This window comes from Streptomyces sp. NPDC051555 (assembly GCF_044454405.1).
In the GTDB taxonomy this organism is placed as follows: Bacteria; Actinomycetota; Actinomycetes; order Streptomycetales; family Streptomycetaceae; genus Streptomyces.
In genome coordinates, this window is sequence record NZ_JBITDP010000009.1 from 1 (window position 1) to 25,124 (window position 25,124).

27 protein-coding genes, 1 pseudogene and 1 riboswitch are annotated in these 25,124 nt (G+C 70.8%); of the genes and pseudogenes, 15 read left to right on the top strand and 13 right to left on the bottom strand.

Going from position 1 to position 25,124, the window contains the following annotated elements:
- Positions 1-109: 109 nt before the first annotated feature.
- A complete protein-coding gene (locus ACIBEA_RS19635; RefSeq protein ID WP_399262510.1) occupies positions 110-268 on the bottom strand; it encodes a hypothetical protein in 159 nt (52 codons plus the stop codon).
- Between the two features lie 272 nt (positions 269-540).
- On the opposite strand from ACIBEA_RS19635, the gene ACIBEA_RS19640 reads away from it, so the two are divergent.
- From ACIBEA_RS19640 to def, 8 genes are all read left to right on the top strand, one after another.
- Positions 541-1,356: an SOS response-associated peptidase gene (locus ACIBEA_RS19640; RefSeq protein ID WP_399262512.1), complete on the top strand. Its 816-nt coding sequence runs from the start codon at positions 541-543 to the stop codon at positions 1,354-1,356.
- A 47-nt stretch (positions 1,357-1,403) separates the two neighbouring features.
- Positions 1,404-2,063, top strand: coding sequence for an alpha/beta family hydrolase (locus ACIBEA_RS19645; protein WP_399262514.1), 660 nt, complete (start codon positions 1,404-1,406; stop codon positions 2,061-2,063).
- 396 nt (positions 2,064-2,459) lie between these two features.
- Positions 2,460-3,104: a sigma-70 family RNA polymerase sigma factor gene (locus ACIBEA_RS19650; protein ID WP_385782695.1), complete on the top strand. Its 645-nt coding sequence runs from the start codon at positions 2,460-2,462 to the stop codon at positions 3,102-3,104.
- Positions 3,101-3,430: a mycothiol system anti-sigma-R factor gene (gene rsrA / locus ACIBEA_RS19655; protein WP_399262516.1), complete on the top strand. Its 330-nt coding sequence runs from the start codon at positions 3,101-3,103 to the stop codon at positions 3,428-3,430. The genes ACIBEA_RS19650 and rsrA overlap by 4 nt, the downstream gene beginning before the upstream one ends.
- A gap of 202 nt (positions 3,431-3,632) precedes the next feature.
- Entirely contained in the window at positions 3,633-5,135 is a 1,503-nt protein-coding gene (locus tag ACIBEA_RS19660) for an HD-GYP domain-containing protein (RefSeq protein WP_399262518.1), read from the top strand.
- Positions 5,132-6,514: an HD-GYP domain-containing protein gene (locus ACIBEA_RS19665; protein WP_399262520.1), complete on the top strand. Its 1,383-nt coding sequence runs from the start codon at positions 5,132-5,134 to the stop codon at positions 6,512-6,514. The genes ACIBEA_RS19660 and ACIBEA_RS19665 overlap by 4 nt, the downstream gene beginning before the upstream one ends.
- Positions 6,515-6,616: 102 nt before the next feature.
- Entirely contained in the window at positions 6,617-7,603 is a 987-nt protein-coding gene (locus ACIBEA_RS19670; RefSeq protein WP_354382386.1) for a hypothetical protein, read from the top strand.
- A gap of 57 nt (positions 7,604-7,660) precedes the next feature.
- On the top strand, positions 7,661-8,296 hold the full coding sequence (def, locus tag ACIBEA_RS19675) for a peptide deformylase (RefSeq protein WP_399262522.1): 636 nt from the start codon (positions 7,661-7,663) through the stop codon (positions 8,294-8,296).
- A 26-nt stretch (positions 8,297-8,322) separates the two neighbouring features.
- Here def and ACIBEA_RS19680 read toward each other — a convergent pair whose 3' ends face one another.
- The 4 genes from ACIBEA_RS19680 to ACIBEA_RS19695 all read right to left on the bottom strand — a co-directional run bounded on the left by ACIBEA_RS19680 (position 8,323) and on the right by ACIBEA_RS19695 (position 9,828).
- Complete coding sequence (locus ACIBEA_RS19680) at positions 8,323-8,475, bottom strand: hypothetical protein (RefSeq protein ID WP_399262524.1); 153 nt, start codon at positions 8,473-8,475, stop codon at positions 8,323-8,325.
- 29 nt (positions 8,476-8,504) lie between these two features.
- Entirely contained in the window at positions 8,505-8,981 is a 477-nt protein-coding gene (locus ACIBEA_RS19685; RefSeq protein WP_399262526.1) for a glycine-rich domain-containing protein, read from the bottom strand.
- A 113-nt stretch (positions 8,982-9,094) separates the two neighbouring features.
- Positions 9,095-9,436: a hypothetical protein gene (locus tag ACIBEA_RS19690; RefSeq protein WP_399262527.1), complete on the bottom strand. Its 342-nt coding sequence runs from the start codon at positions 9,434-9,436 to the stop codon at positions 9,095-9,097.
- On the bottom strand, positions 9,433-9,828 hold the full coding sequence (locus ACIBEA_RS19695; RefSeq protein ID WP_399262529.1) for a hypothetical protein: 396 nt from the start codon (positions 9,826-9,828) through the stop codon (positions 9,433-9,435). Before ACIBEA_RS19695 ends, ACIBEA_RS19690 begins: the two co-directional genes overlap by 4 nt.
- 192 nt (positions 9,829-10,020) lie before the next feature.
- Between ACIBEA_RS19695 and ACIBEA_RS19700 the strand changes: the two genes are divergently transcribed.
- On the top strand, positions 10,021-11,244 hold the full coding sequence (locus ACIBEA_RS19700; protein ID WP_399262531.1) for a transcriptional regulator: 1,224 nt from the start codon (positions 10,021-10,023) through the stop codon (positions 11,242-11,244).
- On the opposite strand, the gene ACIBEA_RS19705 is transcribed toward ACIBEA_RS19700, so the two are convergent.
- Entirely contained in the window at positions 11,225-11,890 is a 666-nt protein-coding gene (locus ACIBEA_RS19705) for an HAD family hydrolase (protein WP_399262533.1), read from the bottom strand. The two genes, ACIBEA_RS19700 and ACIBEA_RS19705, sit on opposite strands and share 20 nt — an antisense overlap.
- A 170-nt stretch (positions 11,891-12,060) precedes the next feature.
- Here ACIBEA_RS19705 and ACIBEA_RS19710 point away from each other — a divergent pair.
- Positions 12,061-12,156: pseudogene (locus tag ACIBEA_RS19710) on the top strand (transcriptional regulator); the annotation flags it as partial.
- 14 nt (positions 12,157-12,170) lie between these two features.
- On the top strand, positions 12,171-12,749 hold the full coding sequence (locus tag ACIBEA_RS19715; RefSeq protein ID WP_399262535.1) for an HD family hydrolase: 579 nt from the start codon (positions 12,171-12,173) through the stop codon (positions 12,747-12,749).
- A 57-nt stretch (positions 12,750-12,806) separates the two neighbouring features.
- Here ACIBEA_RS19715 and ACIBEA_RS19720 read toward each other — a convergent pair whose 3' ends face one another.
- The 4 genes from ACIBEA_RS19720 to ACIBEA_RS19735 form a co-directional block, all read right to left on the bottom strand.
- Positions 12,807-12,929 carry a hypothetical protein gene (locus ACIBEA_RS19720; protein ID WP_354382388.1) on the bottom strand — a complete coding sequence of 41 codons (123 nt, stop codon included), beginning with the start codon at positions 12,927-12,929 and terminating at the stop codon, positions 12,807-12,809.
- A gap of 252 nt (positions 12,930-13,181) precedes the next feature.
- Positions 13,182-14,210 carry a ribonucleotide-diphosphate reductase subunit beta gene (locus tag ACIBEA_RS19725; protein WP_399262537.1) on the bottom strand — a complete coding sequence of 343 codons (1,029 nt, stop codon included), beginning with the start codon at positions 14,208-14,210 and terminating at the stop codon, positions 13,182-13,184.
- Positions 14,210-16,603: a ribonucleoside-diphosphate reductase subunit alpha gene (locus ACIBEA_RS19730; RefSeq protein ID WP_399262539.1), complete on the bottom strand. Its 2,394-nt coding sequence runs from the start codon at positions 16,601-16,603 to the stop codon at positions 14,210-14,212. The genes ACIBEA_RS19725 and ACIBEA_RS19730 overlap by 1 nt, the downstream gene beginning before the upstream one ends.
- 187 nt (positions 16,604-16,790) lie before the next feature.
- Positions 16,791-16,876: riboswitch (cobalamin riboswitch) on the bottom strand.
- Positions 16,877-16,952: 76 nt separating this feature from the next.
- Positions 16,953-17,450, bottom strand: coding sequence for a GNAT family N-acetyltransferase (locus ACIBEA_RS19735; protein ID WP_399262541.1), 498 nt, complete (start codon positions 17,448-17,450; stop codon positions 16,953-16,955).
- A gap of 78 nt (positions 17,451-17,528) precedes the next feature.
- Here ACIBEA_RS19735 and ACIBEA_RS19740 point away from each other — a divergent pair, with 78 nt between their 5' ends.
- A complete protein-coding gene (locus tag ACIBEA_RS19740; RefSeq protein WP_399262543.1) occupies positions 17,529-18,113 on the top strand; it encodes a Uma2 family endonuclease in 585 nt (194 codons plus the stop codon).
- 56 nt (positions 18,114-18,169) lie between these two features.
- Here ACIBEA_RS19740 and ACIBEA_RS19745 read toward each other — a convergent pair whose 3' ends face one another.
- From ACIBEA_RS19745 to ACIBEA_RS19755, 3 genes are all read right to left on the bottom strand, one after another.
- Positions 18,170-18,367, bottom strand: a complete 198-nt coding sequence (locus ACIBEA_RS19745; RefSeq protein WP_399262545.1) for a CstA-like transporter-associated (seleno)protein — start codon at positions 18,365-18,367, stop codon at positions 18,170-18,172.
- The gene (locus ACIBEA_RS19750; protein ID WP_399262547.1) at positions 18,364-20,574 is read right to left on the bottom strand and encodes a carbon starvation CstA family protein; all 2,211 of its coding nucleotides are present in this window, start codon (positions 20,572-20,574) and stop codon (positions 18,364-18,366) included. Before ACIBEA_RS19750 ends, ACIBEA_RS19745 begins: the two co-directional genes overlap by 4 nt.
- Before the next feature lie 239 nt (positions 20,575-20,813).
- On the bottom strand, positions 20,814-21,578 hold the full coding sequence (locus tag ACIBEA_RS19755; protein WP_399262974.1) for a GntR family transcriptional regulator: 765 nt from the start codon (positions 21,576-21,578) through the stop codon (positions 20,814-20,816).
- Positions 21,579-21,869: 291 nt separating this feature from the next.
- Here ACIBEA_RS19755 and ACIBEA_RS19760 point away from each other — a divergent pair, with 291 nt between their 5' ends.
- The 3 genes from ACIBEA_RS19760 (at position 21,870) to ACIBEA_RS19770 (ending at position 25,117) form a co-directional block, all read left to right on the top strand.
- Positions 21,870-23,159: an extracellular solute-binding protein gene (locus ACIBEA_RS19760; RefSeq protein WP_399262549.1), complete on the top strand. Its 1,290-nt coding sequence runs from the start codon at positions 21,870-21,872 to the stop codon at positions 23,157-23,159.
- A 75-nt stretch (positions 23,160-23,234) separates the two neighbouring features.
- Positions 23,235-24,233 (top strand): carbohydrate ABC transporter permease, encoded by a 999-nt coding sequence (locus tag ACIBEA_RS19765; RefSeq protein ID WP_399262551.1) that lies wholly within the window; start codon positions 23,235-23,237, stop codon positions 24,231-24,233.
- Complete coding sequence (locus tag ACIBEA_RS19770; protein WP_399262553.1) at positions 24,230-25,117, top strand: carbohydrate ABC transporter permease; 888 nt, start codon at positions 24,230-24,232, stop codon at positions 25,115-25,117. Before ACIBEA_RS19765 ends, ACIBEA_RS19770 begins: the two co-directional genes overlap by 4 nt.
- The last annotated feature ends 7 nt before the right edge of the window (positions 25,118-25,124 follow it).

A 25,124-nucleotide genomic window follows, 5' to 3' on the forward strand; every position in this document is an offset into this window, starting at 1 on the left:
GTGACCTGCTCTCCGAACCGAGCCGAACCCGGCCTGCCCTGCCCGCTCGACAAGTAGCCCCGCGGAAGGACTTTGGTCCCGTCGCCGGCATGGCCTGAAGTCCCGGCGCTCACTCCAGAAGACCGCATGGCTCGGTAAGGCGCAGGCCCTCGTACTCCGGCCCGAGCATCGCGGCGTACTCCCGCATCCGCTGAGCCACCCGCAGCTCCTCGGCATCCTCGCGCCGCCTGGTCGGGCTCGGGGTGCCGGAGGCCACGTGGACCGGCATGTGGCCCACGGTCACCGCCGGCGGCCTGCCCCACGTCCACCTGGGGATGCTCCCGGCCGATGTGGTGGAGTGGATGGCCGAGGCCCTGAGGGGCGTGGATACCTCCGCCCGTCGAGGTCGCGCGAGGTGTCCCGCCCTTGCGGAAGATCGCCGGACGCCGGCTCCGTCGGACAGCCGTCTGCCACTCTTGGACGGACCGGCTCTTGGACGGACCGGCTCTTGGACGTGCCGGCTCTTGGACGTGTCGGCGGAGAGGTGACGGGGGGAGCGCCATGTGCGGAAGGTTCGCAGCGAGTCGTGGGCCGGAGGAACTGGCGGGCGTGTTCGGGGTGGAGCGGTGGGAGCCCGCCGAGGCCCTGGCTCCGGACTGGAACGTCGCGCCGACGAAGGAGGTCCTCGTCGTCCTCGACCGTCCGCTGAAGGACGCGGACGAGCGGCGTCCGGTTCGCCAGCTGCGCCGCCTGAAGTGGGGGCTGGTCCCCTCCTGGGCCAAGGACCCCGAGAGCGCCGCTCGGATGATCAACGCCCGGTCCGAGACCCTGCACGAGAAGCCGTCCTTTCGTCGCCCCTTCGCCCGGCAGCGCTGCATCGTCCCGGCCGACGGCTACTACGAGTGGGTCACCGCCCACGACGAGCGCCAGCTGGAGGTCGAGGGCAAGAAGAAGCGGGCCCGCAAGCAGCCCTACTTCGTGCTCCCCACCGACGGCGCGGTCTTCGCGATGGCCGGGATATACGAGTTCTGGCGCGACCGGACCCTGCCCGACGAGCACCCGCTCGCCTGGTGGGCCACCTGCTCGGTGATCACCGCCGAGGCCGAGACCGGCCCGCTCGGGGTGGCGCCCGCCGAGGGGCCGCGCTCGCTCTCCGACATCCACCCCCGGATGCCGCTCATGCTGACCCCGGACCGCTGGGACGCCTGGCTCGACCCGGCGCACACCGACGAGGCCGAGCTGCGGGCCCTGCTGGCGCCGCCGCCGGGCGGGCGGATGCGGGCCTATCCGGTCTCCACCTCGGTCAGCAGCGTCCGCAACAACGGGCCCGAGCTGCTGACGGAGCTGGAGGCGCCCGAGGAAGCCACGCTCTTCTAGGCCGTCCGTTCGGCTCCGACGCCTTCGGCTTCCCGCAGGATGGGGGCATGAGCACGCCTACGCAGCACGTCCAGAGCGTCGAGACCCCGGCGGGCGAGGCCCGGATCACCTGGCACCCGGCGGCGCGGCCGCGGCTGGTGCTGGCCGTCGGCCACGGCGCCGGCGGCGGGATCGAGGCCCGGGACCTGGTCGCGCTGGCGGCCGCCCTGCCCGCCCGGGGGATCACCGTCGCCCTCGTGGAGCAGCCCTGGCGGGTGGCCGGGAAGAAGGTGGCGGCCGCGCCGAAAGTGCTGGACACGGGCTGGCGGGCGCTGTGGCCCGCACTGGGCGGCCCCGGCCTGCCGGTGGTCGCCGGCGGGCGCAGCGCGGGGGCCCGGGTGGCCTGCCGGACCGCCGCCGAGCTCGGGGCGGCCGGGGTGCTGGCGCTGGCCTTTCCGCTGCATCCGCCGGGCCGGCCCGAGAAGACCCGGCTGGCCGAGCTGCTGGGCGCCGGGCGGCCGACGCTGGTGGTACAGGGCGGCCGGGACCCCTTCGGAGGCCCCGCGGAGTTCCCGGCTCCGGGCGCGGGGGACACGTACCGGCTCGTGGAGGTGGCGTACGGCGATCACGGCTTCGCGGTGCCGAAGCGGGCGGCGACCACCCAGGAGGAGGCCCTCGCGGTGATCACGGACGCGGTGGCGGAATGGCTCGTGGACCTGCCTCTTTGAGCCCCCTCTCAGCCCCCTCTCAGCCTCCTCCGGGACCCCTGTTCCGGGAGGCGTCCGAGGCCGACCTGACACATTCCCGGAGCGCGTGGGGGCGTGTGAGCCACCTCGCATCCGAGCCTTTCCGGAACTCCGGGGAAACTCCCCGGGCGCCGGGGAATGCCGTGCCCCGGCCCCGCTGTTGTGCGGGATGTCGGAACGTACGGAATCTCGCCGGAGGAGAGGGAGCGCATGACCCAGGTCATCAGTCAGAACCGTCCGCAGGCCGCCAGCGGCCTGGAGTGGACGGTGCTGCCCGGGTCCAAGCACGGTGCCCCTCGGGCGGCGGATGGCCGGGAAGGTCGACTATTCTCCGATTCGAGCGGGTCCGCTTTCGGAGCCGCCACGCTGTCGGAGGAGGTGGGTCCTGTCGCTGGGACCGACGAAGGCCACGCGGAGGAGACGACCCCGGAGCGCAATGCGCGCTTCGAGCGGGACGCCCTCGGCTACCTCGACCAGATGTACTCGGCCGCGCTGCGCATGACGCGCAATCCGGCCGACGCCGAGGACCTGGTCCAGGAGACGTATGCGAAGGCGTACGCGTCCTTCCACCAGTTCCGCGAGGGCACCAACCTCAAGGCGTGGCTCTACCGCATTCTGACGAACACCTTCATCAACTCCTACCGCAAGAAGCAGCGCGAACCCCAGCGCAGTGCGGCGGAGGAGATCGAGGACTGGCAGCTGGCGCGCGCCGAGTCGCACATGTCGACCGGTTTGCGTTCCGCCGAATCGCAGGCGCTCGATCACCTGCCCGATTCGGACGTGAAGGAAGCACTCCAGGCCATTCCGGAAGAGTTCCGCATTGCCGTCTATCTCGCGGACGTAGAGGGCTTTGCCTACAAGGAGATCGCGGACATCATGGGTACACCCATCGGTACGGTCATGTCGCGACTGCACCGCGGGCGCCGCCAACTCCGCGGAATGCTGGAGGACTACGCCCGTGAGCGCGGGCTGGTCCCCGCGGGCGCGGGAGAGTCGAACGACGGGAAAGGCTCGGGCTCATGAGCTGCGGAGATCCGCACGAGACGGAGTGCTCTGAGGTCTTGGACCACTTGTATGAGTTCCTGGACCGCGAGATGCCGGACAGCGACTGCACGAAGTTCGAAACGCACTTCGGCGAGTGCAATCCCTGCCTGGAGAAGTACGGCCTGGAACAGGCCGTGAAGAAGCTGGTCAAGCGCTGCTGCGGGTCGGACGACGTACCGCAGGACCTGCGCTCGAAGGTGATGGGCCGGATCGAGCTGATCCGTTCGGGACAAGCCGTACCCGATCACGACGTGACGGCGGCGCCGCCGAGCCCCGCCACTCCGGCGACTCCGGCGACGGGCTGATCCCTTTCCGAGGGAACGGGTGCCCCCGGAAAGCGACTTCGTTCACCCGAAGGTGCTAATCCAAGGGCCTCCGGACGGCCCAACACGCGAATGTGGCCCGCTCGCCGCGGGCCACACCTATTCTCCCCTTCCGGTACCGGATGTCATTCCGTACCTGGCTCGAAGGTTCCGGGGTTCCGGGGTTCCGGGGGAGGAGAGCGCCATGCGGGGACTTCCGCCGGCGGCGCGCGCCTACGTCCTCTGTGCCGTCCTCGGTGCCCTCGCCTGCGTCCTGCCCGCGCTGCTCGGCTCCGGCACGCCCCGGGCCGCCGTCGCCCTGCTCGCCGTCCTCTACCTCGCCTGCGAGCTGGCCAAGCTCTGCCCGCGGCTCGGCGGGCGGGCGCCCGAGGGCATCGGGGCCTTCTTCCCCGTCGTCCTCGCCGCCGTCTTCCTGCTGCCGCCCTCCGCCGCCGCGCTGGTCGCCCTCCCCGGCGCGCTCGCCGGGGCCGCGTCCGAGCCCCCCGCCGCGGTGCGCCGGGCCTGGCACGGGGCGCAGCAGGCGCTGGCCGCCTGGGCCGCGGGAGTCACCTTCGCCCTGCTCGGTGGTCCCGCCGCGCTCGGCGGCGCCGCCGACCCCGGGGGAGCGGTCGCGGACTTCCCCTACGTGATGCTTCCGGCGGCCCTCGCGGCCGTCGTCTTCTGCCTGGTGCTCACCGCCCTCGAAGCGGGCGTGCTGGCCACCGCCGAGCGGCGGCCGGCGGCGACCGCCTGGCGCGCGCCGCTCGCCCTCTCCCTCGCCCCGCACTGCGTGCACGGACTGGCGGGGCTCATGATGGCCGTCATGTGGCGCAGCCCCTACGGCCCGCCCGCGGCGCTGCTGGTGCTGCTGCCGATGTACATCTCCTGCTGGGTCTTCGCCCAGTACCACCACGAACGGGCGGCCCACCGGTCCACCATCCGCGCCCTCGTGCAGGCCGTGGACCTCAAGGACCGCTACACGCGCGGCCACAGCGAGCGGGTCGGCCAGGCCTCCGCGATGATCGCCCGCGAACTGGGCATGGCCGAGGACCGCCTGGAGGTGGTCCGGATCGCCGGGATCCTGCACGACGTCGGCAAACTCGGCGTGCCCACCCGGCTGCTGCGCAAGGACGGTCCGCTGACCCCGGAGGAGCGCCGGATCATCGAACTCCACCCCGAGTACGGGCACGAGATGGTCCGCGGCATCGGCTTCCTCGGCGAGGCGCGGTCCGCGATCCTGCACCACCACGAGCGGGTGGACGGCTCCGGCTACCCCTACGGCCTGTCCGGCGGTCAGATCCCCGTCCTCGCCCGGGTGGTGGCGGTGGCCGACGCCTTCGACGCGATGACCTCGACCCGCTCCTACAGCCGGGCCCGGCCGGTACCGACGGCGCTGGGCGAGCTGGAGCGCTGCGCCGGGGCCCAGTTCGACCCCGACATGGTGGGCGCGCTGGTGCGGGCGATCGGCCGGCACGGCTGGCACCCGGTGGTCACCTCGGACGAGGAGCTCCAGGTGATCCCCCAGTCGCCGCCGGCAGCGGCCCCCGCCGCCGCGCCCGTACGGGCCCCCGCGCCGCCGCCGGGGCCGCCGGGGGTGACGGGGCTACCGGGGTTGCCCGCCCAGAACGCCGAGTCCCGGGCGCACACGGACGCCGGCGGAGCCACCACCGGCCCCGGAGCGACCACCGGCCCCGGAGGGACCGGATGAGGGACGGGGGCGCCAAAGCCGTCCGCGCGGCCGCCGCCCTGCTCACCGCGGCGGCCCTCGGGCACACCCTGTGGTTCGGCGTGAGCGGCCCCGGCACCGCCCTCGCCTTCGGCCTGCTCATCACCCTCGGTGAACTCGCCCGCCGGGACCCGCCCGGTCCGAGCGGGCGCCCGGGGGCCGGTCCGCCGCAGGCCGGTCCGCCGCGGGTCGGACCCCTGCGGGCCGAGGACCGCCAGCCCGCGCCGCTGGGGTCCGCCGCGGCCCTCGCCTACGCCCTGCTCGGAGCGGACGCGGGGCAGCCCACCCACCACGGCGCGCTCCAGGTCGTCGCCGTCGTCGTCGCGGCCGCCCTCGCCGGGATCGCCGCGCAGGTGGCCCGCGGCCGCGGGCCCGCGGTCGACCACGTGGCCCGCCGGGTCCTCACCGTCGGCTTCGCCGCCGCCTGCTTCCAGCCGCTGCACAACTCCGGCCGGCTGGAGGAGCAGGTCGGCCGGGGCCCGTACCTGGTGCTCTTCCTGCTCTTCCTGCTCGGCCTCACCGCCCTGTGCGACGCGGTGCTCGCCGCCGCGCTGGCCGGACTGCGCACCGGGTGGCCGTACGGACCGCTGCTGCGGGACGAGCTGCGCGCCCTGCTCGGCATCGGCTCGGCGATCTGCGCCACCGGCGTGGTGATGGCCCTGGGGGTGGCGGTCGCCGGGCTCTGGGCGCTGCCCGTCCTCAGCGTGCCCCTGCTGCTCACCCAGATGTCCTTCCGCCGGATCGACGCCGTCCGCACCACCTACCGGCAGACGATCACCTCGCTGGCCCGGGCCACCGAGATCGCCGGCTACACCCGGCCCGGGCACGCCCGCCGGGTCGCCGCCCTCAGCTGCGCCGTGGGCCGGGAGCTGGGCCTGTCGCAGCGGGAGCTGATCGTCCTGGAGTACGCCGCCCTGATGCACGACATCGGACAGCTGTCCCTGGTCGACCCGGTCCCCGCCGGGGCCACCGCTCCGCTGCCGGCCGCCGAGGCCCGCCGGATCGCCGTGCTGGGGGGTGAGGTGGCCCGCCAGACCGGGGTGTCCGCCGAGGTCGCCGTGGTCGTCGAGAGACAGGCCGACCCCTACCGCGACCAGCCGGTCCTGGCCCGCATCGTGCGGACCGCCAACGCCTACGACGACCTGGTGGGCGGCTCCCGTCACCCGGGCGGCTCACTGGCCGCGCTGGAGCAGCTGCGCCTCGGCACGGCCCACGACCACCATCCCGACGTCGTCGAGTGCCTCGCGTACGTTTTGCGGCGGAACAGTTCGAGGCGGGATGGTGCCCGCCTGGAGCGGCCGAAACGGGATGCGCGGGGGCGCGGCGGACGTGCCAGAGTTGTACCTGGCCGACCTGGGTAACCCATGGGTAATGAGCGGCCGTATCCGTGGGCATGGTTGGATGCGAAGTGAGAGTGTCCGCAAGGCTGCACTGTTGCATCGTTGGACCGGCAGGCGGGAATCGTGAGGATCTTCGGGAAGGTACGGCATCGGCCCTCCGCCTCGTGGCGGCAGGCCACCGACCGCGCGTTCACGCTGATCGGCGACGGGCGGTACGAGGACGCGGGTGCGCTGCTGACCAGGGCGGCGGACCTGGAACCCTGGCTGTCCGAGTCCTGGTTCAACCTGGCCCTGCTGCACAAGTTCCGGCACGACTGGGAGCAGGCGCGGGCCGCGGGGCTGCGCGCCGTGGCCCTGCTGGACCGTGAGTCGGGCGCCCCCGACTGGTGGAACGTGGGCATCGCCGCCACTGCCCTGCAGGACTGGCCGCTGGCCCGCCGCGCCTGGCAGGCGTACGGGCTGAAGGTGCCCGGCGAGGCCAACGGATCCGGTGAGCCCGTCGGCATGGAGCTCGGCAGCGCGGCGGTCCGGCTCTCGCCCGAGGGCGAGGCCGAGGTGGTCTGGGGCCGCAGGTTGGACCCGGCCCGGATGGAGGTCCTCTCGATCCCGCTGCCCTCCTCCGGGCGGCGCTGGGGCGAGGTCGTCCTGCACGACGGGGTCCCGCACGGCGAGCGGGTGACCTCCGCCGGCCCCTCCTACCCGGTGTTCGACGAGATCGAGCTGTGGGCGCCGTCGCCGGTGCCGACCTGGGTGGTGCTGCTGGAGGCGGCCACCGAGGCCGACCGCGACGCCCTGGAGCAGCTGGCCTCGGACGCGGGCTTCGCCGCCGAGGACTGGTCCTCCTCGGTCCGGCTGCTGTGCCGGACCTGCTCGGAGAGCGAGATGCCGAGCGGCGAGGGCGACGGTGACCAGCTGGATCCGCACGATCACAGCGAGCCCGGTCACCCCGGACCGCTCGGCCACCGCACGGCCGGATCCGGCTCCCTGTGGGTGCCCGAGCGCGAATGCGGGATCGCGGCCCCGCCCGGACTGGTGCGCGGACTGCTCGACGGATGGGTCGCCGACAGCCCCGACAGCCGGGAGTGGCGGGATCTCGAAGAAGTCTGCTGACCGGGGGCCGTAGGCTGTACGGGCACATCGGTGACCTAGGGAAGGCGTACGGCGGACATGGCGCAGCAGGAGAACGAGGTCGTCGAGACCGTGAACGACGGATACGTCGTGGACACCGAGAACGGTGCGGAGCGTGAGCTGGCCCACCGCGAGCGCGGCACCGCCCGCCCGATCACGGTGGTCGGCAACCCCGTCCTGCACCGCGAGTGCAAGGACGTCACCGAGTTCGGCGACGAGCTGGCGCAGCTGATCGACGACATGTTCGCCAGCCAGAAGGCCGCCGAGGGCGTGGGCCTGGCCGCGAACCAGATCGGCGTGGACGCCAAGGTCTTCGTCTACGACTGCCCGGACGACGACGGCAACCGGCACACCGGTGTGGTGGTCAACCCGAAGCTGGTCGAGCTGCCCGCCGCCGCGCGCGTGCTGGACGACTCGAACGAGGGCTGCCTCTCGGTCCCGACCGCCTACGCCGCCCTGGCCCGCCCGGACTACGCCGAGGTCGAGGGACAGGACGCGCAGGGCAACCCGATCAAGGTGCGGGGCACCGGCTACTTCGCCCGCTGCCTCCAGCACGAGACGGACCACCTGTACGGGTACCTGTACATCGACCGGCTGTCCAAGCGCGACCGCAAGGACGCCCTGCGCCAGATGGACGAGGGCACCCCGCGCTACGAAACGGTCCCGAACGCCTGAGCCCCGGCCGGGGCGGTTCTCGGGGCTCAGTCCCGGGGGCTCTGCCCCGGCCCCGAGGGCCGCGGCACGATGAAGCCGCGCACGGGCTGAGGCCCGTCCGGATCACGCGAGTCCGTTGTGCGCGCCGCGTCCCACTCGGCGACCAGGTCCGCGTACCGGGGATCGATCCATTCCGTCATTTCCCACCTCGCTGTCGAAGCCTTTCAGCCTACGGCCACTGAGGCGTCGGCATCGGCCTGATCGCGCAGGACGGCGGGGTGTGGTTGCACTTCGCCGCGACGCCGACGAGTTCGTTGTCCGGGCCCGTCCATAGCCGCGGGTCCGGCTCGTACCCCGCGTCGCGGATCGCGGCCAGGGTGTGCTCGTGGACCGCCGGGTCGTAGCGGCCGGTGTCCGGCCGCTCCGGGTAGTGGTGGACGAAGGCTCCGCCGAGCTGGGTGCACAGCGAGGCGTACAGGGCGGTGTGCAGGATGAGCGCGTGCCAGCCCTCGTCGACCACGCGGGACGGGGCGATCCCGGCGGTCGTCCGGGCGCCGGCGGCAACGAACTTGAGCGCCTCGACCACGATCCGGCCGGCCATGCTGATGTCCATCCCGGGGTTGTTGTCGAGGACCGTCGCGAGCACGGCGCTGAACGCTGCGTCGCTGAGGAGCGCGCGGGCCGGCCGTGGGGTGGTGAGAGACATGCTTCTCCCTAGGTTGTGTGTGCGGGAAGGTGCTGGTCAGAGGGTGCCGGTCACGATGGTGGCGAGGATGCCGAGCACGATCAGGACGTACAGGGCCTGCCGCAGGTACTCGCTCACTGAGTCTGAGCCTGTGCCCGTGCCTGGCGTGCGCGGCGCCGGGCCTGGTGCCGGTCCTCCTCGCTGAGCAGGTCGCGGATCGCGGCCGCGAGGGCCACGGCCTTCGGCCAGCCGTCCTCCAGGCGGATCGCGCTGTCCCACGCGGCGATCGCCTCCTCGGCGGCCGGTGTGCGGCGGCCCTCGGCCTGGAAGTGGAAGCACTTCACCCCGTGGGCGGCGAGGTCGCCCTCGTCGGCCAGGTACGCCGCCCAGTCGGCGGCGACCGCGCCGTCGGGCTGCTGCTCGGCGTGGGCGAGGACGTACGCGACGCCCTGGACGAGGCGGGCCTCGCGGCTCATCGCCCGTCCGCGCGGACGGGCTTGCACGAGGGGTCGCGGAGGTCGTGCGCCCATTCGTTCGGCCGCGCCCCGGACGCGGAGAAGCGGATGAACTTCACACCGCCGGCCCGGATGACATGGTCACACCGGACACAGACCCGTCCGGCGGCGGCCGCCGCCGCGCACGACTGCTCCAGGGTGTCCGGGGCCGCGGTGAACTCCAGCCCGTCGGCGCCCCGGACGTACGCGGTCCGGGTGTACTGCGCGATCCCGCGAACCGTGCCGAGGCACTCCTCGACCACGGCCATCAACTCGCCCTCGCGAAGCGACTTCGGGTCGCGGACCCGCTGGCGCAGAAGCGGGTGGTCCACGTGTCCGAACGTCTCGTCCGGCCCGTTCTCGCGCACGTCCATGCTGGTCTCCCTACCGTCTTCAGCGGTGATGGAAGACACGATGGACCTGGAGAAGTCCCATGGCGAGGACTTCTAGGAGGTCTTTCGGAGTCCTGAAATAGGGCTTCGTTGACCCCTTTCCGTTGAACCGTGGCAGTCAAGAGGACATCCTGGGACAGTGGATCAGAACCCATGCCCACTACGGGAGTTGGAATGACCCGATCGACTGGCAACGCCCGGTTCAGGGCAGCGCGCCAAGCTGCCGGATACCGGACTCAGCAGGAACTCGTGGATGCCCTCGCGGCCCACGGACTCCACATCGGACTCCGGCAGGCCCGCCGCTACGAAGGTGAGAACCCGCCTCTCCCTCACCCGGACGTACGCCAAGCTCTCGTCGACCTCCTCGGCCGCCCGCTCGACGAACTCGGCTTCAACGTGCCGCCCGGCACCGGGCCACAGGCCACCACGAGCCTCATCGCACCCGTGAACCGCGGCCCGCTCCGCACCCCCAGCGCTCCGCAGCCCGCCACCGCCGGAGCCGACTTCCTCGCCGTCACCCGTGCTCACCGTCGTTTGTACTGGACGGTTGCACCCGCGATACTGCACCCTGCCGCCGCCGCGCACGCCACCCTCGGCGGCCAACTCCTCGATGCGACCACCGGCCGCACCCGCCAGACCCTCGCTGCCGCTCTTGCGGAAAGCTGGCTCCTCGTGGGCCGGATCGAGTTCTTCGACCTACGCGAACCCGCCCGGGCCGGCGACACGTGGGTACGCGCGCTCCAGGCTGCCGGAGAGGCCGATGACGCTCTCCTCGGGGCAGCCATCCTCGCCCACATGGCGTTCATTCCCGGCTGGGCCGGGCAACGGCCCGCCGCGACGGAGCGCATGGTTGCAGCCCGCACCTACGCTCGACGAGGACGGGCGAGTGGCCACTTCGTCGCGTGGCTCGATGCTGTCGAGGCGGAGTGTGCAACCCGATGCGGGGACGCGCGTGCGGCCCTCAACCTGATCGCCCACGGAGAGACCGTCGTGGAAGACACCACGAGCCGGCCCACACCCGAGTGGATGGACTGGTTCAGCCCGATCCGCCTCGCCGCCTTCAAGGGCAACGTTCAGCTGACCGCCGGCCACCTGCCGCAGGCCCGCGAGACGTTGCTCCACGTGCTCGACGGGCTTCCGGGGGACGCCGACAAGCAGCGCACGGTCATCCTCGGCGACCTGGGAGCGGTGGAGGCCGCCTCCGGGCATCCGCAGGAGGCGGCCCGGTACGCCCTTCGCGCGCTGGAGCTGCTGGGGACGCACTGGTACGCCACCGGACTTGAGCGGGTTCGCGAGGTGCGGCGCGCACTTGGCCCGTGGGAGCACGAGCAGTACGTCCGCGACCTCGACGATCGACTTTACGGCTGGGGCGCTGTCGTCAGCGCGCTTGCCTGTTGAAGTCGGCGATCCGCGGGGACAGTTCGGCGAGGCTCTCGATGCGGAACGTCGGCAGCTCCCGGGCCTCGACGGTGTCCCACTGGATCGTGGCCCACGGCCCCCGGCGGACGAGCGCGGTGTGCATCCCCGCTCGCTTGCCGGGGCGGAGGTCGTTGTCGATGCGGTCGCCCACGTACAGGATCTCCGAGGGCTCGGCGGGGACGACCGCGGCCACGCGCTCGAAGAACTCCGGGTCCGGCTTGGAGGCACCCCAATCGTCCGAGGTGCCGATCAGGTCGACGTCCTTGGTGAACAGTTCGCGCAACAGCCCACCGGCCCGCACGGTCTGGTTCCCGGCGATGGCGAGCCAGAGACCGTCCGCACGGAGCTGTGTCAGAGCGGGCCGGACGTCCGGATAGAGGTCGTCCTCGCCGAACCATTCCGGCTTACCGGCGGCTGCCCGAGCCTCCCTTTCGGAGGCGAGGTCGAAACCGGCCTTGAAGGGCTCGAAGACCTCGCGGTAGTCGCGGCCTTCGGCGATAACGGCTCCGAACATCGCTGCGAACGTGTGACGCGGTACTCCGAGCCAGTCGGCCCACGTGCCGTACTCCCGGGTCTCGTCCACGAGGCACTCACCGACGTCGAAGACCACAGCGTGAATCGTCATGCGGAACACCCTAGTCACGGGCCCGGACGCACGAAAGCGCCCCCTGCTGCCCGTCCGCGAGCGGGCGATGTCCCTTCAAGAGGCCCCGTAACACGCACGAGAGGCCCCGCTCCGGGAGTAGGAGCGGGGCCTCTCGTCGTGCGCCGGGTCAGCGTGCACCTCCCAATCTCCGACTGCCCGTGCTGTTGGATGGCACCGAGGCATCGACGCGTGCGCGTCGAGAGCTGGAGGGAATTCGGTACGCCGTCCGCCTCGCCGGGGCGTGAGAAGGAGAACAGACGTGGCTGACGACCTGTCCGCGGTAGCGCGCTTCCTCTATGAGGCGGGCACGCTGAAGAGCGCGGCCCGCACGGGCTGGTGGATGGCCGGTGTCAAGCAGCCCGAGAGCGTCGCCGAGCACTCGTGGCGGACCTCTCTCATCGCCTCGATCATCGCGAAGCTGGAGGGAGCCGACCCGGCACGGGCCGCGTTCCTCGCCGTGTGGCACGACACTCAGGAGACGCGCACGGGGGACGTCAACCACCTGGGCAAGAAGTACTCGACCGGCGCCGACCCCGAGGCGGTGACCGCCGACCAGACGGCCGGCATGCCCGAGCTGCTGGCCGCGACGATCCAGGAACTCGTCGCCGAGTACGAGGGGAAGGAATCGCCGGAGGCCGTCTGCGCGCGCGATGCCGACAAGCTGGAGTGCATGCTCCAGGGCATCGAGTACAAGGCCCAGGGGTACGAGGCCGCTCAGCGGTGGATCGACAACAGCCGGGCCCGACTCACGACCGGGACGGGCCGTCGTCTCGCCGAGGAATTGCTGGGGCAGGGCACGCTCGACTGGCTTCGGGCAGCCATCGGCGAGAAGCACTGAACCGCGCGAGAGGCCCCGCTCCGGGAGAAGGAGCGGGGCCTCTCGTCGTGCGCCGGGTCACGGGCGGGCGTGGCCGATGATCGTCCAGCCGGTGTCCGTGGCGGAGGCGGTGGCCGCCGTACCGCCGAGCATCAGGGCGGCGAACGCGAGGGCCGTGAGCGTGCGGAGCGTACGAGACATGGGAACCCCTGTGGGTCGGCTGTGGGCCCCGGGGCCGGGCGCTGTGCGGCGGGTCCGGGCCGGGTGGCCCCCACCGTACGTCAGCCCTTGTTGACGGGTGGTGGCGGATCCGGCCAAAGGAAGGTCTGGTTCCGGTCAGCGGGCCGCGTGTGGGGGACACGTACCGGCCCCGCACGCGCGAAGGGGCCGGGACACGACGGTGCGTCGCGTCCCGGCCCCTTCGCGCGCCGGCCCGGGGGCCGGCGGGTCGTGCTAGAAGTCCTCGTCCAGGTCGACGGTGCCCTCGACCGCGACCTGGTAGGCCGACGGGCGGCGCTCGAAGAAGTTGGTCAGCTCCTGCACACCCTGGAGCTCCATGAAGGAGAACGGGTTCTGCGAGCCGTAGACCGGCGCGAAGCCGAGCCGGACCAGGCGCTGGTCCGCGACGCACTCCAGGTACTCGCGCATCGACTCGGTGTTCATGCCCGGCAGGCCGTCACCGCACAGGTCGCGGCCGAACTGCAGCTCCGCCTCGACGGCTTCCTTCAGCATGTCGACGACCTGCTGCTGGAGCTCGTCGTCGAAGAGCTCGGGCTCCTCCTTGCGGACCGTGTCCACGACCTCGAAGGCGAAGTTCATGTGCATGGTCTCGTCGCGGAACACCCAGTTGGTGCCGGTCGCCAGGCCGTGCAGCAGGCCGCGCGAGCGGAACCAGTAGACGTAGGCGAAGGCGCCGTAGAAGAACAGGCCCTCGATGCACGCCGCGAAGCAGATCAGGTTCAGCAGGAAGCGACGGCGGTCGGCCTGCGTCTCCAGCCGCTCCAGCTTCTCGACCTCATTGATCCACTTGAAGCAGAACTGCGCCTTCTCGCGGATCGAGGGGATCTCCTCGACCGCGTCGAAGGCCGCCGCGCGGTCGTCCGGGTTCGGGAGGTAGGTGTCGAGCAGCGTCAAGTAGAACTGGACGTGCACGGCCTCCTCGAACAGCTGGCGCGAGAGGTACAGGCGCGCCTCGGGCGAGTTGATGTGCTTGTACAGCGTCAGCACGAGGTTGTTCGAGACGATCGAGTCACCCGTCGCGAAGAACGCGACGAGGCGGCCGATCATGTGCTGCTCACCCGGGGTCAGCTTCGCCAGGTCGGCGACGTCCGAGTGGAGGTCGACCTCCTCGACGGTCCAGGTGTTCTTGATCGCGTCCCGGTAGCGCTCGTAGAAGTCCGGGTAGCGCATGGGACGCAGGGTCAGTTCGAAGCCCGGGTCGAGCAGGTTCTTGTCGGCCGCGGCCTTGGTGGGGGAGCTCATTACTGGCAGGCCTCGCAGGACTCGGGGTTCTCAAGGGAGCAGGCGAGCGCCTCGGCCTCGGCGTCGGCGTCGGCCTGCGGGAGCGCCACCGGGGTGGCGGCCTGCGCGGCGCGGGCGATCTTCGTCGCCGGGCGCGAACGCAGGTAGTACGTGGTCTTCAGACCCTGCTTCCAGGCGTACGCGTACATCGAGGAGAGCTTCCCGATGGTCGGCGTCTCCAGGAAGAGGTTCAGCGACTGGGACTGGTCGAGGTACGGCGTACGGGCCGCCGCCATGTCGATCAGACCGCGCTGCGGGATCTCCCACGCCGTGCGGTACAGCGCGCGCACGTCGGCCGGGATCCAGCCGAAGCCCTGGACCGAACCGCTGGACTCGCGCAGCGCCTCGCGGGTCTGCGCGTCCCAGACGCCGAGCTGCTTCAGCTCGTCCACCAGGTAGGCGTTGACCTGGAGGAACTCACCGCTGAGGGTCTCGCGCTTGAAGAGGTTCGAGACCTGCGGCTCGATGCACTCGTACACGCCGGCGATCGAGGCGATGGTCGCCGTCGGGGCGATGGCGAGGAGCAGCGAGTTGCGCATGCCGGTCTCGGCGATCCGGGCGCGCAGCGCGTTCCAGCGCTCCGGCCAGTACTGCGTGGCGTCCGCGTAGTGGTCCGGGTGCAGCACGCCGCGCGCGGTACGGGTCTGCGACCAGGCCGGCACCGGGCCGTGGCGCTCGGCCAGGTCCGCGGAGGCCTCGTAGGCGGCGAGCATGATGCGCTCGGCGATCTTCGTCGACAGGGCCTTGGCCTCGGCGGAGTCGAAGGGCAGGCGCAGCTGGAAGAAGACGTCCTGCAGGCCCATCGCGCCCAGGCCCACCGGGCGCCAGCGGGCGTTGGAGTTGCCCGCCTGCTCGGTCGGGTAGAAGTTGATGTCGACCACGCGGTCGAGGAAGGTCACGGCGGTGCGGACGGTCTCGTCCAGCCGCTCCCAGTCCATCTCGCCCGTGTCGGCGAGCACGAACGCCCCGAGGTTGACCGAACCGAGGTTGCAGACCGCGGTCTCGCCGTCGTTGGTGACTTCGAGGATCTCGGTGCACAGGTTCGAGGAGTGGACGACCTGGCCCGGCTCCGCGGTCTGGTTCGCCGTGCGGTTGGAGGCGTCCTTGAAGGTCATCCAGCCCTGGCCGGTCTGCGCGAGGGTGCGCATCATCCGGCCGTACAGGTCGCGGGCGGGCATGGTCTTGCGGGCCAGGCCCGCGGCCTCGGCCTTGTGGTAGGCGGCGTCGAACTCGTCGCCCCACAGGTCGACCAGCTCGGGCACGTCGGCCGGGGAGAAGAGCGACCACTCGGCGTCCGCGTTCACGCGGCGCATGAACTCGTCCGGCACCCAGTGGGCGAGGTTCAGGTTGTGCGTGCGGCGCTGGTCCTCGCCGGTGTTGTCGCGCAGCTCCAGGAACTCCTCGATGTCCGCGTGCCAGGTCTCCAGGTAGACGGCGGCGGCGCCCTTGCGGCGACCGCCCTGGTTCACGGCGGCGACGGAGGCGTCGAGGGTCTTGAGGAACGGCACGATGCCGTTGGAGTGCCCGTTGGTGCCGCGGATCAGGGAACCGCGGGCGCGGATGCGGGAGTACGACAGACCGATGCCGCCCGCGTGCTTGGAGAGGCGCGCGACCTGGTGGTAGCGGTCGTAGATCGAGTCCAGCTCGTCGAGCGGGGAGTCCAGCAGGTAGCACGAGGACATCTGCGGGTGCCGGGTGCCGGAGTTGAAGAGCGTGGGGGAGGACGGCAGGTAGTCGAGGCGGCTCATCAGCCGGTAGAGCGAGGCCACTTCCTCGACGGCCTGCACGCTGTCGTTCTCGGCGAGGCCGCAGGCCACGCGCAGCATGAAGTGCTGCGGGGTCTCGACGACCTGACGGGTGATCGGGTGGCGCAGCAGGTAACGGCTGTGCAGGGTGCGCAGGCCGAAGAAGCCGAAGCGGTCGTCGGCGCCCTCGGCGCTCGCGTGCTCGACCAGCGCGTTCAGGCGGGTGGCGTGCGTCGCCACGAACTCGGCGGTGCGGTCGGCGATCAGGCCCTCGCGGTGACCGACGGCGACGGACGCCGAGAAGGAGGTGGCCCCCTGGCCCGCGGCCTCTTCGGCGATCGCCAGCGTCAACAGACGGGCGGCCAGCCGGGAGTACTGCGGGTCCTCCGAGATCAGGCCCGCGGCAGCCTCGGTCGCCAGCCCGCGCAGCTCGGCCTCGTCGGCCACGGCGCTGCGGCCCCGCAGCGCGGCGGCGGCGACCCGGCCGGGGTCGGTGTCGACCAGGTCGACGGTGAGGTCGGTGAGGGTGCGCAGCAGCGCGGCGCCAGGACCCTCGGTGGCCTCGGGCTGGGCGGACTCGGCGCGCGGTGCGGCAGGCGCGATGGTCACGTGGGGGGCTCTCCCTCGCTCGGCTCCGGAAGGCTCGGAGGCGGGAAGCGGAGGGTGGCCATGAGCGCGTTCGGACGCGCGCATCCGGGCAGGCCGGTCGCGCGTCAGCACATGGCGTCCACCGGCCCAACCACGAGGCCCGGACGTGTCGGCGTCCGGACCGGTCGGTCCGGGCGCGCTGTCGGCAGGTCCTCGGACTTGCGGCAGCCCCAATGGGTGATTGGGTGCGTTTCATACCGTTGCGGGACAGTTCCGGATTCGCACCGGATTCCCCTGCGGCGACAGCGAGCACGAGCATACATGTGGGGGCCGCCCTATGCGCGACCCCCCACATGTTGTGTCGGCGTGGCTACAGCTCCACGCGGTACGTCAGAAGGGGGACGCTCGGGACCGGTGCCCAGTCCCGTTCCGGGGTCCGGGTGAATCCCAGTCTCCCGTAGATCCTGTGGGCCCCCAGCATGGCCGCTTTCGTGGACAGGACCAGGTGGGTGACGCCCTCCAGGTCCCGCGCGCGGTCCATGCAGGCCCGCACAAGGGCCTCGCCCGCGCCGCGCCCGCGGGCCTCCGGGGCGACCGCCAGCATGCGGAATTCCGCCTCGTGGGGACCGGCGATCTCGGCAAGTGGACTGCCGGGTGCGGCGAAGGTCACTCCGCCGAGCAACGAGCCGTCGTGCACGGCGACGAGCACCTCGGCCTCGGCGGCCCGCGCCGCGACGTCGCGCAGCACGGCGAGGTAGAACGCGCCGCTCTCGGGCCCCAGCAGACCGTCGTCCAGGTAGGCCCGCGCGGTGATCTCGCCCAGCTCTTCGTATTCGGCGGGCAGCGCCGCCCGGATGGTGATGTCCATGGCGTCGAGTGTGCGGGACGGGTGTCGGCGGGCGGCGCTATCGTCGGAGACAGCACCGTCGAGGAAGGCGAGCGAGGCATGACCGTGATGACCCACCGGGCCCACATGACGACCGAGGCGTTCGAGAACTTCGCCCGCATAGCGGCCCGCGAGGTGGAGGGGCTGCGGTTGGAATTTATCGGCGGGGTGCTGAGGAGCAAGGCGATGCCAGACGGGGACCACGGCCGGATCATCCTGTGGTTGACGCGCATCTGCATCCAGCACCGGCCGGAATTCTGGCTGCACCCGGGGCAGGGGATCAAGGCGGAGGCGTACCGGGACGGCCGCGCCATCCCGGACGGGGTGCTCGCGCACGAGGACGCGTTCGTCGGACAGGGCGACTGGGCGGATCCGAGCCCGATCCTGATGGCCGTCGAGGTGACCTCGTGGGACTCGGACACGGATCGGCGCGACCGGGTCGAGAAGCCCCTCGCCTATGCGCAGACGGGCATCCCCGTCTACCTGCTGATCGACCGCTCCAAGGGCGTGCTCGTCGTCCACAGCGACCCGGACGGTGCCTGCTACGAGACCGTACGCACCGTCCCCTTCGGGCGAGAGGTCAGGCTCCCCGACCCTGTCGGCATCACCCTGAACACCGAACCCCTCAAGGACTGGGTGCGCTGACCCCGCACATGCCGCAGGGCCCCGCCGCATCAGCGGCGGGGCCCTGCGGTCGTGCGTCAGCAGCAGCGGAAGCCCTCGCGGGGGTCCGCCTCGCGGGAGTCGGTGCGGGCCCGCTCGAAGTCCCGGCGGGTGGGCACCTCGGCGTGCGGGTCGTGGCCGCGCGCGTGGGCGACGTAGCGCTCGTAGGCGGACTCGCCCGAGAACTCGCGGACGTAGAACCGGATCCGGCCCAGCGCCGCCCGGAGCGCGCTCACGTCACCGGTTCCTTCTCCTTGACCCGGCCACCGCCCGTGTCCAGGCCCGCGGCGGCCAGCTCCGCCTTCTCGGCGGCCGTCGGGATCAGACCGGCCGGCGCGATGATCTTCGACTCGGACCACGGGACCTCCGAGAGCGTCGTGCTCTGCGGGTCGCGGACGGCCTTCAGGCAGGTCCGGGCCGCGTCCAGCAGGACGATGACGATCAGGACCGCGAAGACGGCGGAGAGGACCCCGTCGACCGTGGCGTTGGTGACCACGGTGTGCATCTGGTCCATGTTCTTGGCGGGCTTGAGGACCTTGCCCGCGTCGATGCCGGCCAGGTACTTGTCACGCTGGGCGAAGAAGCCGATGGCCGCGTCGTCCGAGAAGATCTTCTGGTAGCTGGCGGTGAGCGTCACGGCCACGTCCCAGGCCAGCGGGACGGCCGTCACCCAGGCCCACTTGAGCCGCCCCGACTTCACCAGCAGCGTGGTGCAGACGGCGAGCGCGACGGCGGCCAGCAGCTGGTTGGCGATGCCGAAGAGCGGGAAGAGCTGGTTGATGCCGCCCAGCGGGTCCTTCACGCCGACCCACAGGAAGTAGCCCCAGCCGCCGACGACGATCGCGCTCGCGAACCAGACGCCCGGCTTCCAGCTGACGTCCTTGAAGGACTTGTGCACATTGCCCAGGGTGTCCTGGAGCATGAACCGGCCGACCCGGGTGCCGGCGTCGACCGTGGTCAGGATGAACAGGGCCTCGAACATGATGGCGAAGTGGTACCAGAACGCCTTCATCGCGGTGCCGCCCACGACGGACGAGAAGATCTCCGACATCCCGAGTGCGAAGGTCGGCGCGCCACCCGTGCGGGAGAGCAGGCTGGTCTCGCCGATGTCCTTGGCCGCCTGGGTCAGGGCGTCCGGGGTGATCGAGAAGCCGAGGCCGCCGATGGCCTGGGAGGCCTCCAGGGCGGTGGTGCCGATCCGGCCGCTGGGGGCGTTCACCGCGAAGAAGAGGCCCGGCTCGATGATGCAGGCCGCGATGACCGCCATGATCGCGACGAAGGACTCGGTCAGCATGGCGCCGTACCCGATGACCCGGACCTGGGTCTCCTTCTGGATCATCTTCGGGGTGGTGCCCGAGGACACCAGCGCGTGGAAGCCGGACAGGGCCCCGCACGCGATGGTGATGAAGACGAAGGGGAACATCGAACCGGCGAAGACCGGTCCGTCGCCGCGGGAGGCGAAGTCGGTCACGGCGGGCATCTTGAGCGTCGGCATGGCGACGACCACGCCCACGGCCAACAGCCCGATGGTGCCGACCTTCATGAAGGTGGAGAGGTAGTCGCGCGGGGCGAGCAGCATCCACACCGGCAGCACCGAGGCCAGGAAGCCGTATCCGACCATCCAGATGACCAGCGTCTCCTTGTCGAGCGTGAAGACGTCGGCGAAGGAGGACTCGGCGACCCAACCGCCCGCGATGATGGCGAGCAGCAGCAGGGCGACGCCGATGAGCGAGACCTCGGTGATCCGACCCGGGCGCAGCACCCGCAGGTAGAAGCCCATGAAGAGGGCGATCGGGATGGTCATGCCGATGGAGAAGACGCCCCAGGGGGAGTCCGCCAGCGCGTTGACGATGACCAGGGCGAGGACCGCCAGCAGGATGATCATGATCATGAAGACGGCGACCAGGGCGGCCGCGCCGCCGACGGGGCCGATCTCGTCCCGGGCCATCTGGCCGAGCGAACGCCCGTTGCGCCGGGTGGAGAAGAACAGGGTCACCATGTCCTGGACCGCACCCGCGAAGATCACTCCCGCGACGATCCAGATGGTGCCCGGCAGGTAGCCCATCTGCGAGGCGAGCACCGGGCCGACCAGCGGGCCCGCGCCGGCGACGGCCGCGAAGTGGTGGCCGAAGAGCACCCGACGGTCGGTCGGGTGGAAGTCGACACCGTTGTCGAGGCGTTCGGCCGGGGTGGCCCGGGTCTTGTCCACCTTCAGCACGCGCTCCGCGATGAAACGCGCGTAGAAGCGGTAGCCGATGGCGTACGAGCCCAGGGCGGCGGCGAGCAGCCAGGCGGCGGAGATCTCCTCGCCGCGGGAGAGGGCGAGCACGCCCCAGCCGACGGCGCCGACGAGGGCGACCGCGCCCCAGATGGCGATGGATTTGGGGGTGAGCCCCCCGCCCCCCGACCGCCCGGTTGTTGCTTGGGGTCCAGCTTCCGGCATGATCCTCGTCCCCTCGTTGATCATCTGCGTGAGCGCAGGGAATCTACGGGGACCGCCCGGTGAACGAAAGCCCCCGTCCGCATAGCGGTACGTGAGTCAACTACGGTTCGCGGGGCGGGTCGACGCCGCGGGGCCTCGAACGTATAACGATGGAGCGGTTACGGCCAGGGGGTGCGGGCCGGGAACGCGGGGGCGTGCGCGTCCCCGGCCGAAACACGCCCTGGAGCTCGGGCGGTGGATCAGATCGCCGGTCGCTTCAGGCGCGCCACGAACTTGTAGCGGTCGCCGCGGTACACCGAGCGCACCCACTCCACGGGTTCGCCGTCGGCGTCCAGGGAGTGCCGGGACAGCATCAGCATCGGCAGGCCGACGTCGGTGCCCAGGAGTCCCGCCTCGCGCGGGGTGGCCAGCGAGGTCTCGATGGTCTCCTCGGCCTCGGCGAGCCGCACGTCGTACACCTCCGCCAGCGCGGTGTAGAGCGAGGTGTACTTGACCAGCGAGCGGCGCAGCGCGGGGAAGCGCTTGGCCGAAAGGTGCGTGGTCTCGATGGCCATCGGCTCGCCGCTCGCCAGGCGCAGCCGCTCGATGCGCAGCACCCGTCCACCAGTGGTGATCTTGAGCAGTCCGGCGAGGGTGTCGTCGGCCGTCACGTACCCGATGTCGAGGAGCTGGGACGTGGGCTCCAGGCCCTGCGCCCGCATGTCCTCCGTGTAGGAGGACAGTTGGAGCGGCTGGGAGACCTTGGGCTTGGCCACGAAGGTGCCCTTGCCCTGGATGCGCTCCAGTCGTCCCTCGACCACAAGCTCCTGGAGGGCCTGGCGGACGGTGGTCCTGGAGGTGTCGAACTCGGCCGCCAGGGTGCGCTCCGGAGGCACCGGGGTGCCGGGCGGCAGGGTCTCGGTCATGTCGAGCAAGTGCCGCTTGAGTCGGTAGTACTTGGGCACACGTGCGGTGCGAGTGGGTACCCCGCCTTCCGGCTCCGTGGTCGCCCCTTCGGTGGCCATCGCCGCCCGCCTTCCCGACTCCAGTTTCGCTGCCGTCACCGGCTCCTCCGATATGTGCGGTCACATCGTGACACGGGCCGCGGGGCGGGCCTCGCCCGCACCTCAGGTGTCGGTCCGGTAACGGACCGATCACCCGCTCATTAGACCCTTGACACCCCTAAAGGTCTAGGCCAAGCTCCGACTACTGGTCTAAACCAATATGGATCAGATCCCGGCCCCACGTCAGGTACTTCGCGTATGTCACCGCGGCGGGCAAGGGAAGTGCAGGCAGGCATCCCTGAGGAGGGTGGCGTGAAGCGCAAGCTCATCGCGGCGGTTGGAGTCGCGGGCATGGTTATCGGCCTGGCGGCGTGCGGTGGCTCCGACAGCAAGGGGGGCTCCGAGACCGACAAGGCTTCGGGTGCCAAGGAGCTGACCGTCTGGTTGACGGTTGACGCCCAGAACAACTGGCCGGACCTGGTGAAGGCGGCCGACGACGCGATTGTCGCGAAGCACCCGGGTCTCACGATCAAGCACGAGTACTACGGCTGGCCGGACAAGAACGCCAAGCTGGACGCCGTGCTCGCCACGGACAAGGCCCCGGACGTTGTCGAGATGGGCAACTCCGAGATGATCGGCTACATGTCGACCGGCGCCTTCGCCGATCTCGACGCGTCGAAGTTCGAGAACTCCGGCACCTGGCTCGACGCCCTGAAGGAATCCGTCACTTACGACGGCAAGACCTACGGCGTCCCCTACTACGCCGGTGGCCGCGTGGGCACCTGGCGCAAGGACCTCGCCACCGAGGCCGGCGTCACCGCCGCCCCGAAGAGCTGGGCCGACCTGACCGGTGCGCTGGACAAGATCCAGACCGCGAAGGGCGACAAGTTCAGCGCCCTCTACCAGCCCTCCCCGGACTGGTACGCCGCGATGTCCTTCGTCTACGACGCCAACGGCAGCATCGCCAAGAAGGACGGCGACAAGTGGAAGGCGAACCTGTCTTCCCCCGAGTCGCTGAAGGGGCTCAAGCAGTACAAGGAGCTCCTCGACAAGTACATGCACGCGGACAAGACCAAGGACGAGTCGGACCGTCCGGTCGTCTTCGGCCAGGGCAACGCCGCGGCGATCTTCTCCGCCGGCTGGGAGGGCGCTGACGCCGCCACCCCGAAGAACGACAAGGTCGGTGGCCTGAAGGACAAGGTCGAGACCTTCGTGATGCCCGGCCCGAACGGCAAGGCCCTGCCGGTCTTCCTCGGTGGCTCGGACCTCGCGGTCCCGTCCAAGTCCAAGGCCAAGGACGTCGCGGCCGAGTGGATCAACGTCTTCACCGGCGCGCAGGGCCAGAAGGGCCTGATCGCCAAGGGCAACCTGCCCAACAACAAGACGGACCTCGCTCCGCTGAAGGCCGACCCGAAGACCCAGGTCTCGGCCACCGCGGCCGAGTCCTCCTGGTTCGTCCCGACCGCGCCCGGCTGGGGCCAGGTCGAGAAGGGCAAGCTCCTCCAGACCATGCTCGTGGAGATCGGCACCGGCAAGAAGACGGTCGAGGCCGCGGCGAAGGACGCCGACGCCGCGATCGACAAGGTCATCAACACCAAGTGACCTGAGTGGGCAGGGCCCCGCCGGACCGGCGGGGCCCTGCTGCCCGTCAAGAGAGGGACCCCCGAGGAGCACGCGATGAGTGCCGCACAGACAACCACCGCCGATCTGCCGCCGGCGGACCAGAAGCCTTCCAGCGCAGCGAAGACAGGGAACGCGGGCAAGCCGGGAGGAACGGGTCCCCGCAAGGGCTCCGGCTCCACCCCCTGGCTGCTGCTCGCGCCGTGCCTGCTGGTCATCGCGCTCGTCATGGGATACCCGCTCTTCAGACTGGTGTCCCTCTCCTTCCAGAGCTTCGGCAAGTCCGAACTCTGGGGTTTCAAGGAAGCCCAATTCGTCGGCTTCGACAACTTCTCCAAGGTCCTCGGCGACGAGGTCTTCTGGGCCGTGGTGGCGCGCACGGTGATCTTCGCGGTCGGTGCGGTCGTCCTGACCATGGTCATCGGCATGCTGATCGCGCTGCTGCTGCAGAAGGTCTCCGGCTGGGTCAAGGCCCTCATCAACATCGCGTTGGTGGCGAGCTGGGGCATGCCGATCATCGTCGCCACGGCCGTCTTCAAGTGGCTCTTCGACACCAACTACGGCGTCCTCAACTACATGCTGAGCAAGCTGCCCGGCGTGGACATGATCGGCCACAACTGGTTCGCCAACGGCCCCCAGGGCCTCGCGGTGATCATGCTCCTCGTGGTCTGGGGCGCGGTGCCCTTCGTGGTCATCACCCTGAGCGCGGGTCTGACGCAGGTGCCCAAGGAGCTGGAGGAGGCCGCGCGCCTCGACGGCGCCGGCGCCTGGGGCGTCTTCCGGCACGTCACCCTCCCCATCCTGAAGCCGATCATCGTCATGCTGACGACCCTCTCGGTGATCTGGGACATGGGCGTCTTCCCGCAGGTCTTCGTGATGCGCAACGGCAACCCCGAGGCCGAGTTCCAGCTGCTGACGACCTACTCGTACCAGCAGGCCTTCGTGGTCAACGACTACTCGGGCGGCTCCGCCATCGCCCTGGTGACCGTCCTGCTGCTGCTCGGTGTGGTCGCCGTCTACATGCGCCAGATGCTCAAGATCGGAGAGGTGGAATGACCGCCACCACCGCGACCCCGCCCACCGCGACCTCTTCCGCCGCGCGCCCCGCGCCGAAGGCGAGCCGGAAGAAGTCCAAGCTCGGCTGGAACCTGGGCGGCCTGCTCGTCTTCGCCGTCGTCGGCTTCCCGGTCTACTGGATGCTCAACACGGCCTTCAAGCCGGAGAAGGACGCGATCGACCCGCATCCGAAGTTCTTCCCCACCACGTTCACGCTGGGGAACTTCAAGCGCGCGCTGGAGATCGCCGACTTCTGGGGCCCGGTCGGCCGCAGCCTGATCGTCTCCTCCGTCGTGGTCGTCATCGGCATCGCGGTCGGCATGCTGGCGGCCCTCGCCATCTCCCGGTTCGCCTTCCGCGGCCGCAAGGTCGTCATCGTCGGCATCCTCGCCGTCCAGATGATCCCGCTGGTCGCGATGATCATCCCGGTGTTCCTGCTGCTGAACGACCTCGGTCAGTACGACAAGCTCACCGGTCTGATCATCACCTACCTGACCTTCATCCTCCCCTTCACCGTCTGGACGTTGCGCGGCTTCATCGTCAACATCCCGAAGGAGCTGGAAGAAGCGGCCATGGTCGACGGCTGCACGCCGACCGGCGCCTTCATCCGGGTGGTCTTCCCGCTGCTGGCCCCCGGCATGGTCGCCACCTCCGTCTACGCCTTCATCCAGGCGTGGAACGAGTACCTCTACGCCCTGATGCTGATGAGCCAGCAGAACCAGACCGCGACCGTCTGGCTCGGCAACTTCACCACCAAGCACGGCACCGAGTTCGCCCCGATGATGGCCGGCTCCACCATGATGGCGCTGCCGATCGTCGTGCTGTTCCTCCTCGTCCAGCGGAAGATGGCCGCGGGTCTCACCGCCGGCGCTGTGAAGGGATAACGGACCC

Bases quoted from the DNA above. Each gene is read 5' to 3' on its own strand.
- ACIBEA_RS19725 (WP_399262537.1), bottom strand. From the start codon at position 14,210: ATGAGCTCCCCCACCAAGGCCGCGGCCGACAAGAACCTGCTCGACCCG.
- ACIBEA_RS19770 (WP_399262553.1), top strand. From the start codon at position 24,230: ATGACCGCCACCACCGCGACCCCGCCCACCGCGACCTCTTCCGCCGCG.
- ACIBEA_RS19685 (WP_399262526.1), bottom strand. From the start codon at position 8,981: ATGTCTCTCACCACCCCACGGCCGGCCCGCGCGCTCCTCAGCGACGCA.
- ACIBEA_RS19720 (WP_354382388.1), bottom strand. From the start codon at position 12,929: ATGTCTCGTACGCTCCGCACGCTCACGGCCCTCGCGTTCGCCGCCCTG.
- def (WP_399262522.1), top strand. From the start codon at position 7,661: ATGGCGCAGCAGGAGAACGAGGTCGTCGAGACCGTGAACGACGGATAC.
- ACIBEA_RS19645 (WP_399262514.1), top strand. From the start codon at position 1,404: ATGAGCACGCCTACGCAGCACGTCCAGAGCGTCGAGACCCCGGCGGGC.
- ACIBEA_RS19640 (WP_399262512.1), top strand. From the start codon at position 541: ATGTGCGGAAGGTTCGCAGCGAGTCGTGGGCCGGAGGAACTGGCGGGC.
- ACIBEA_RS19700 (WP_399262531.1), top strand. From the start codon at position 10,021: ATGACCCGATCGACTGGCAACGCCCGGTTCAGGGCAGCGCGCCAAGCT.
- ACIBEA_RS19705 (WP_399262533.1), bottom strand. From the start codon at position 11,890: ATGACGATTCACGCTGTGGTCTTCGACGTCGGTGAGTGCCTCGTGGAC.
- ACIBEA_RS19740 (WP_399262543.1), top strand. From the start codon at position 17,529: ATGACCGTGATGACCCACCGGGCCCACATGACGACCGAGGCGTTCGAG.
- ACIBEA_RS19750 (WP_399262547.1), bottom strand. From the start codon at position 20,574: ATGCCGGAAGCTGGACCCCAAGCAACAACCGGGCGGTCGGGGGGCGGG.
- ACIBEA_RS19635 (WP_399262510.1), bottom strand. From the start codon at position 268: ATGCCGGTCCACGTGGCCTCCGGCACCCCGAGCCCGACCAGGCGGCGC.
- ACIBEA_RS19695 (WP_399262529.1), bottom strand. From the start codon at position 9,828: ATGGACGTGCGCGAGAACGGGCCGGACGAGACGTTCGGACACGTGGAC.
- ACIBEA_RS19690 (WP_399262527.1), bottom strand. From the start codon at position 9,436: ATGAGCCGCGAGGCCCGCCTCGTCCAGGGCGTCGCGTACGTCCTCGCC.
- ACIBEA_RS19735 (WP_399262541.1), bottom strand. From the start codon at position 17,450: ATGGACATCACCATCCGGGCGGCGCTGCCCGCCGAATACGAAGAGCTG.
- ACIBEA_RS19665 (WP_399262520.1), top strand. From the start codon at position 5,132: ATGAGGGACGGGGGCGCCAAAGCCGTCCGCGCGGCCGCCGCCCTGCTC.
- ACIBEA_RS19755 (WP_399262974.1), bottom strand. From the start codon at position 21,578: ATGGCCACCGAAGGGGCGACCACGGAGCCGGAAGGCGGGGTACCCACT.
- ACIBEA_RS19680 (WP_399262524.1), bottom strand. From the start codon at position 8,475: ATGACGGAATGGATCGATCCCCGGTACGCGGACCTGGTCGCCGAGTGG.
- rsrA (WP_399262516.1), top strand. From the start codon at position 3,101: ATGAGCTGCGGAGATCCGCACGAGACGGAGTGCTCTGAGGTCTTGGAC.
- ACIBEA_RS19660 (WP_399262518.1), top strand. From the start codon at position 3,633: ATGCGGGGACTTCCGCCGGCGGCGCGCGCCTACGTCCTCTGTGCCGTC.
- ACIBEA_RS19765 (WP_399262551.1), top strand. From the start codon at position 23,235: ATGAGTGCCGCACAGACAACCACCGCCGATCTGCCGCCGGCGGACCAG.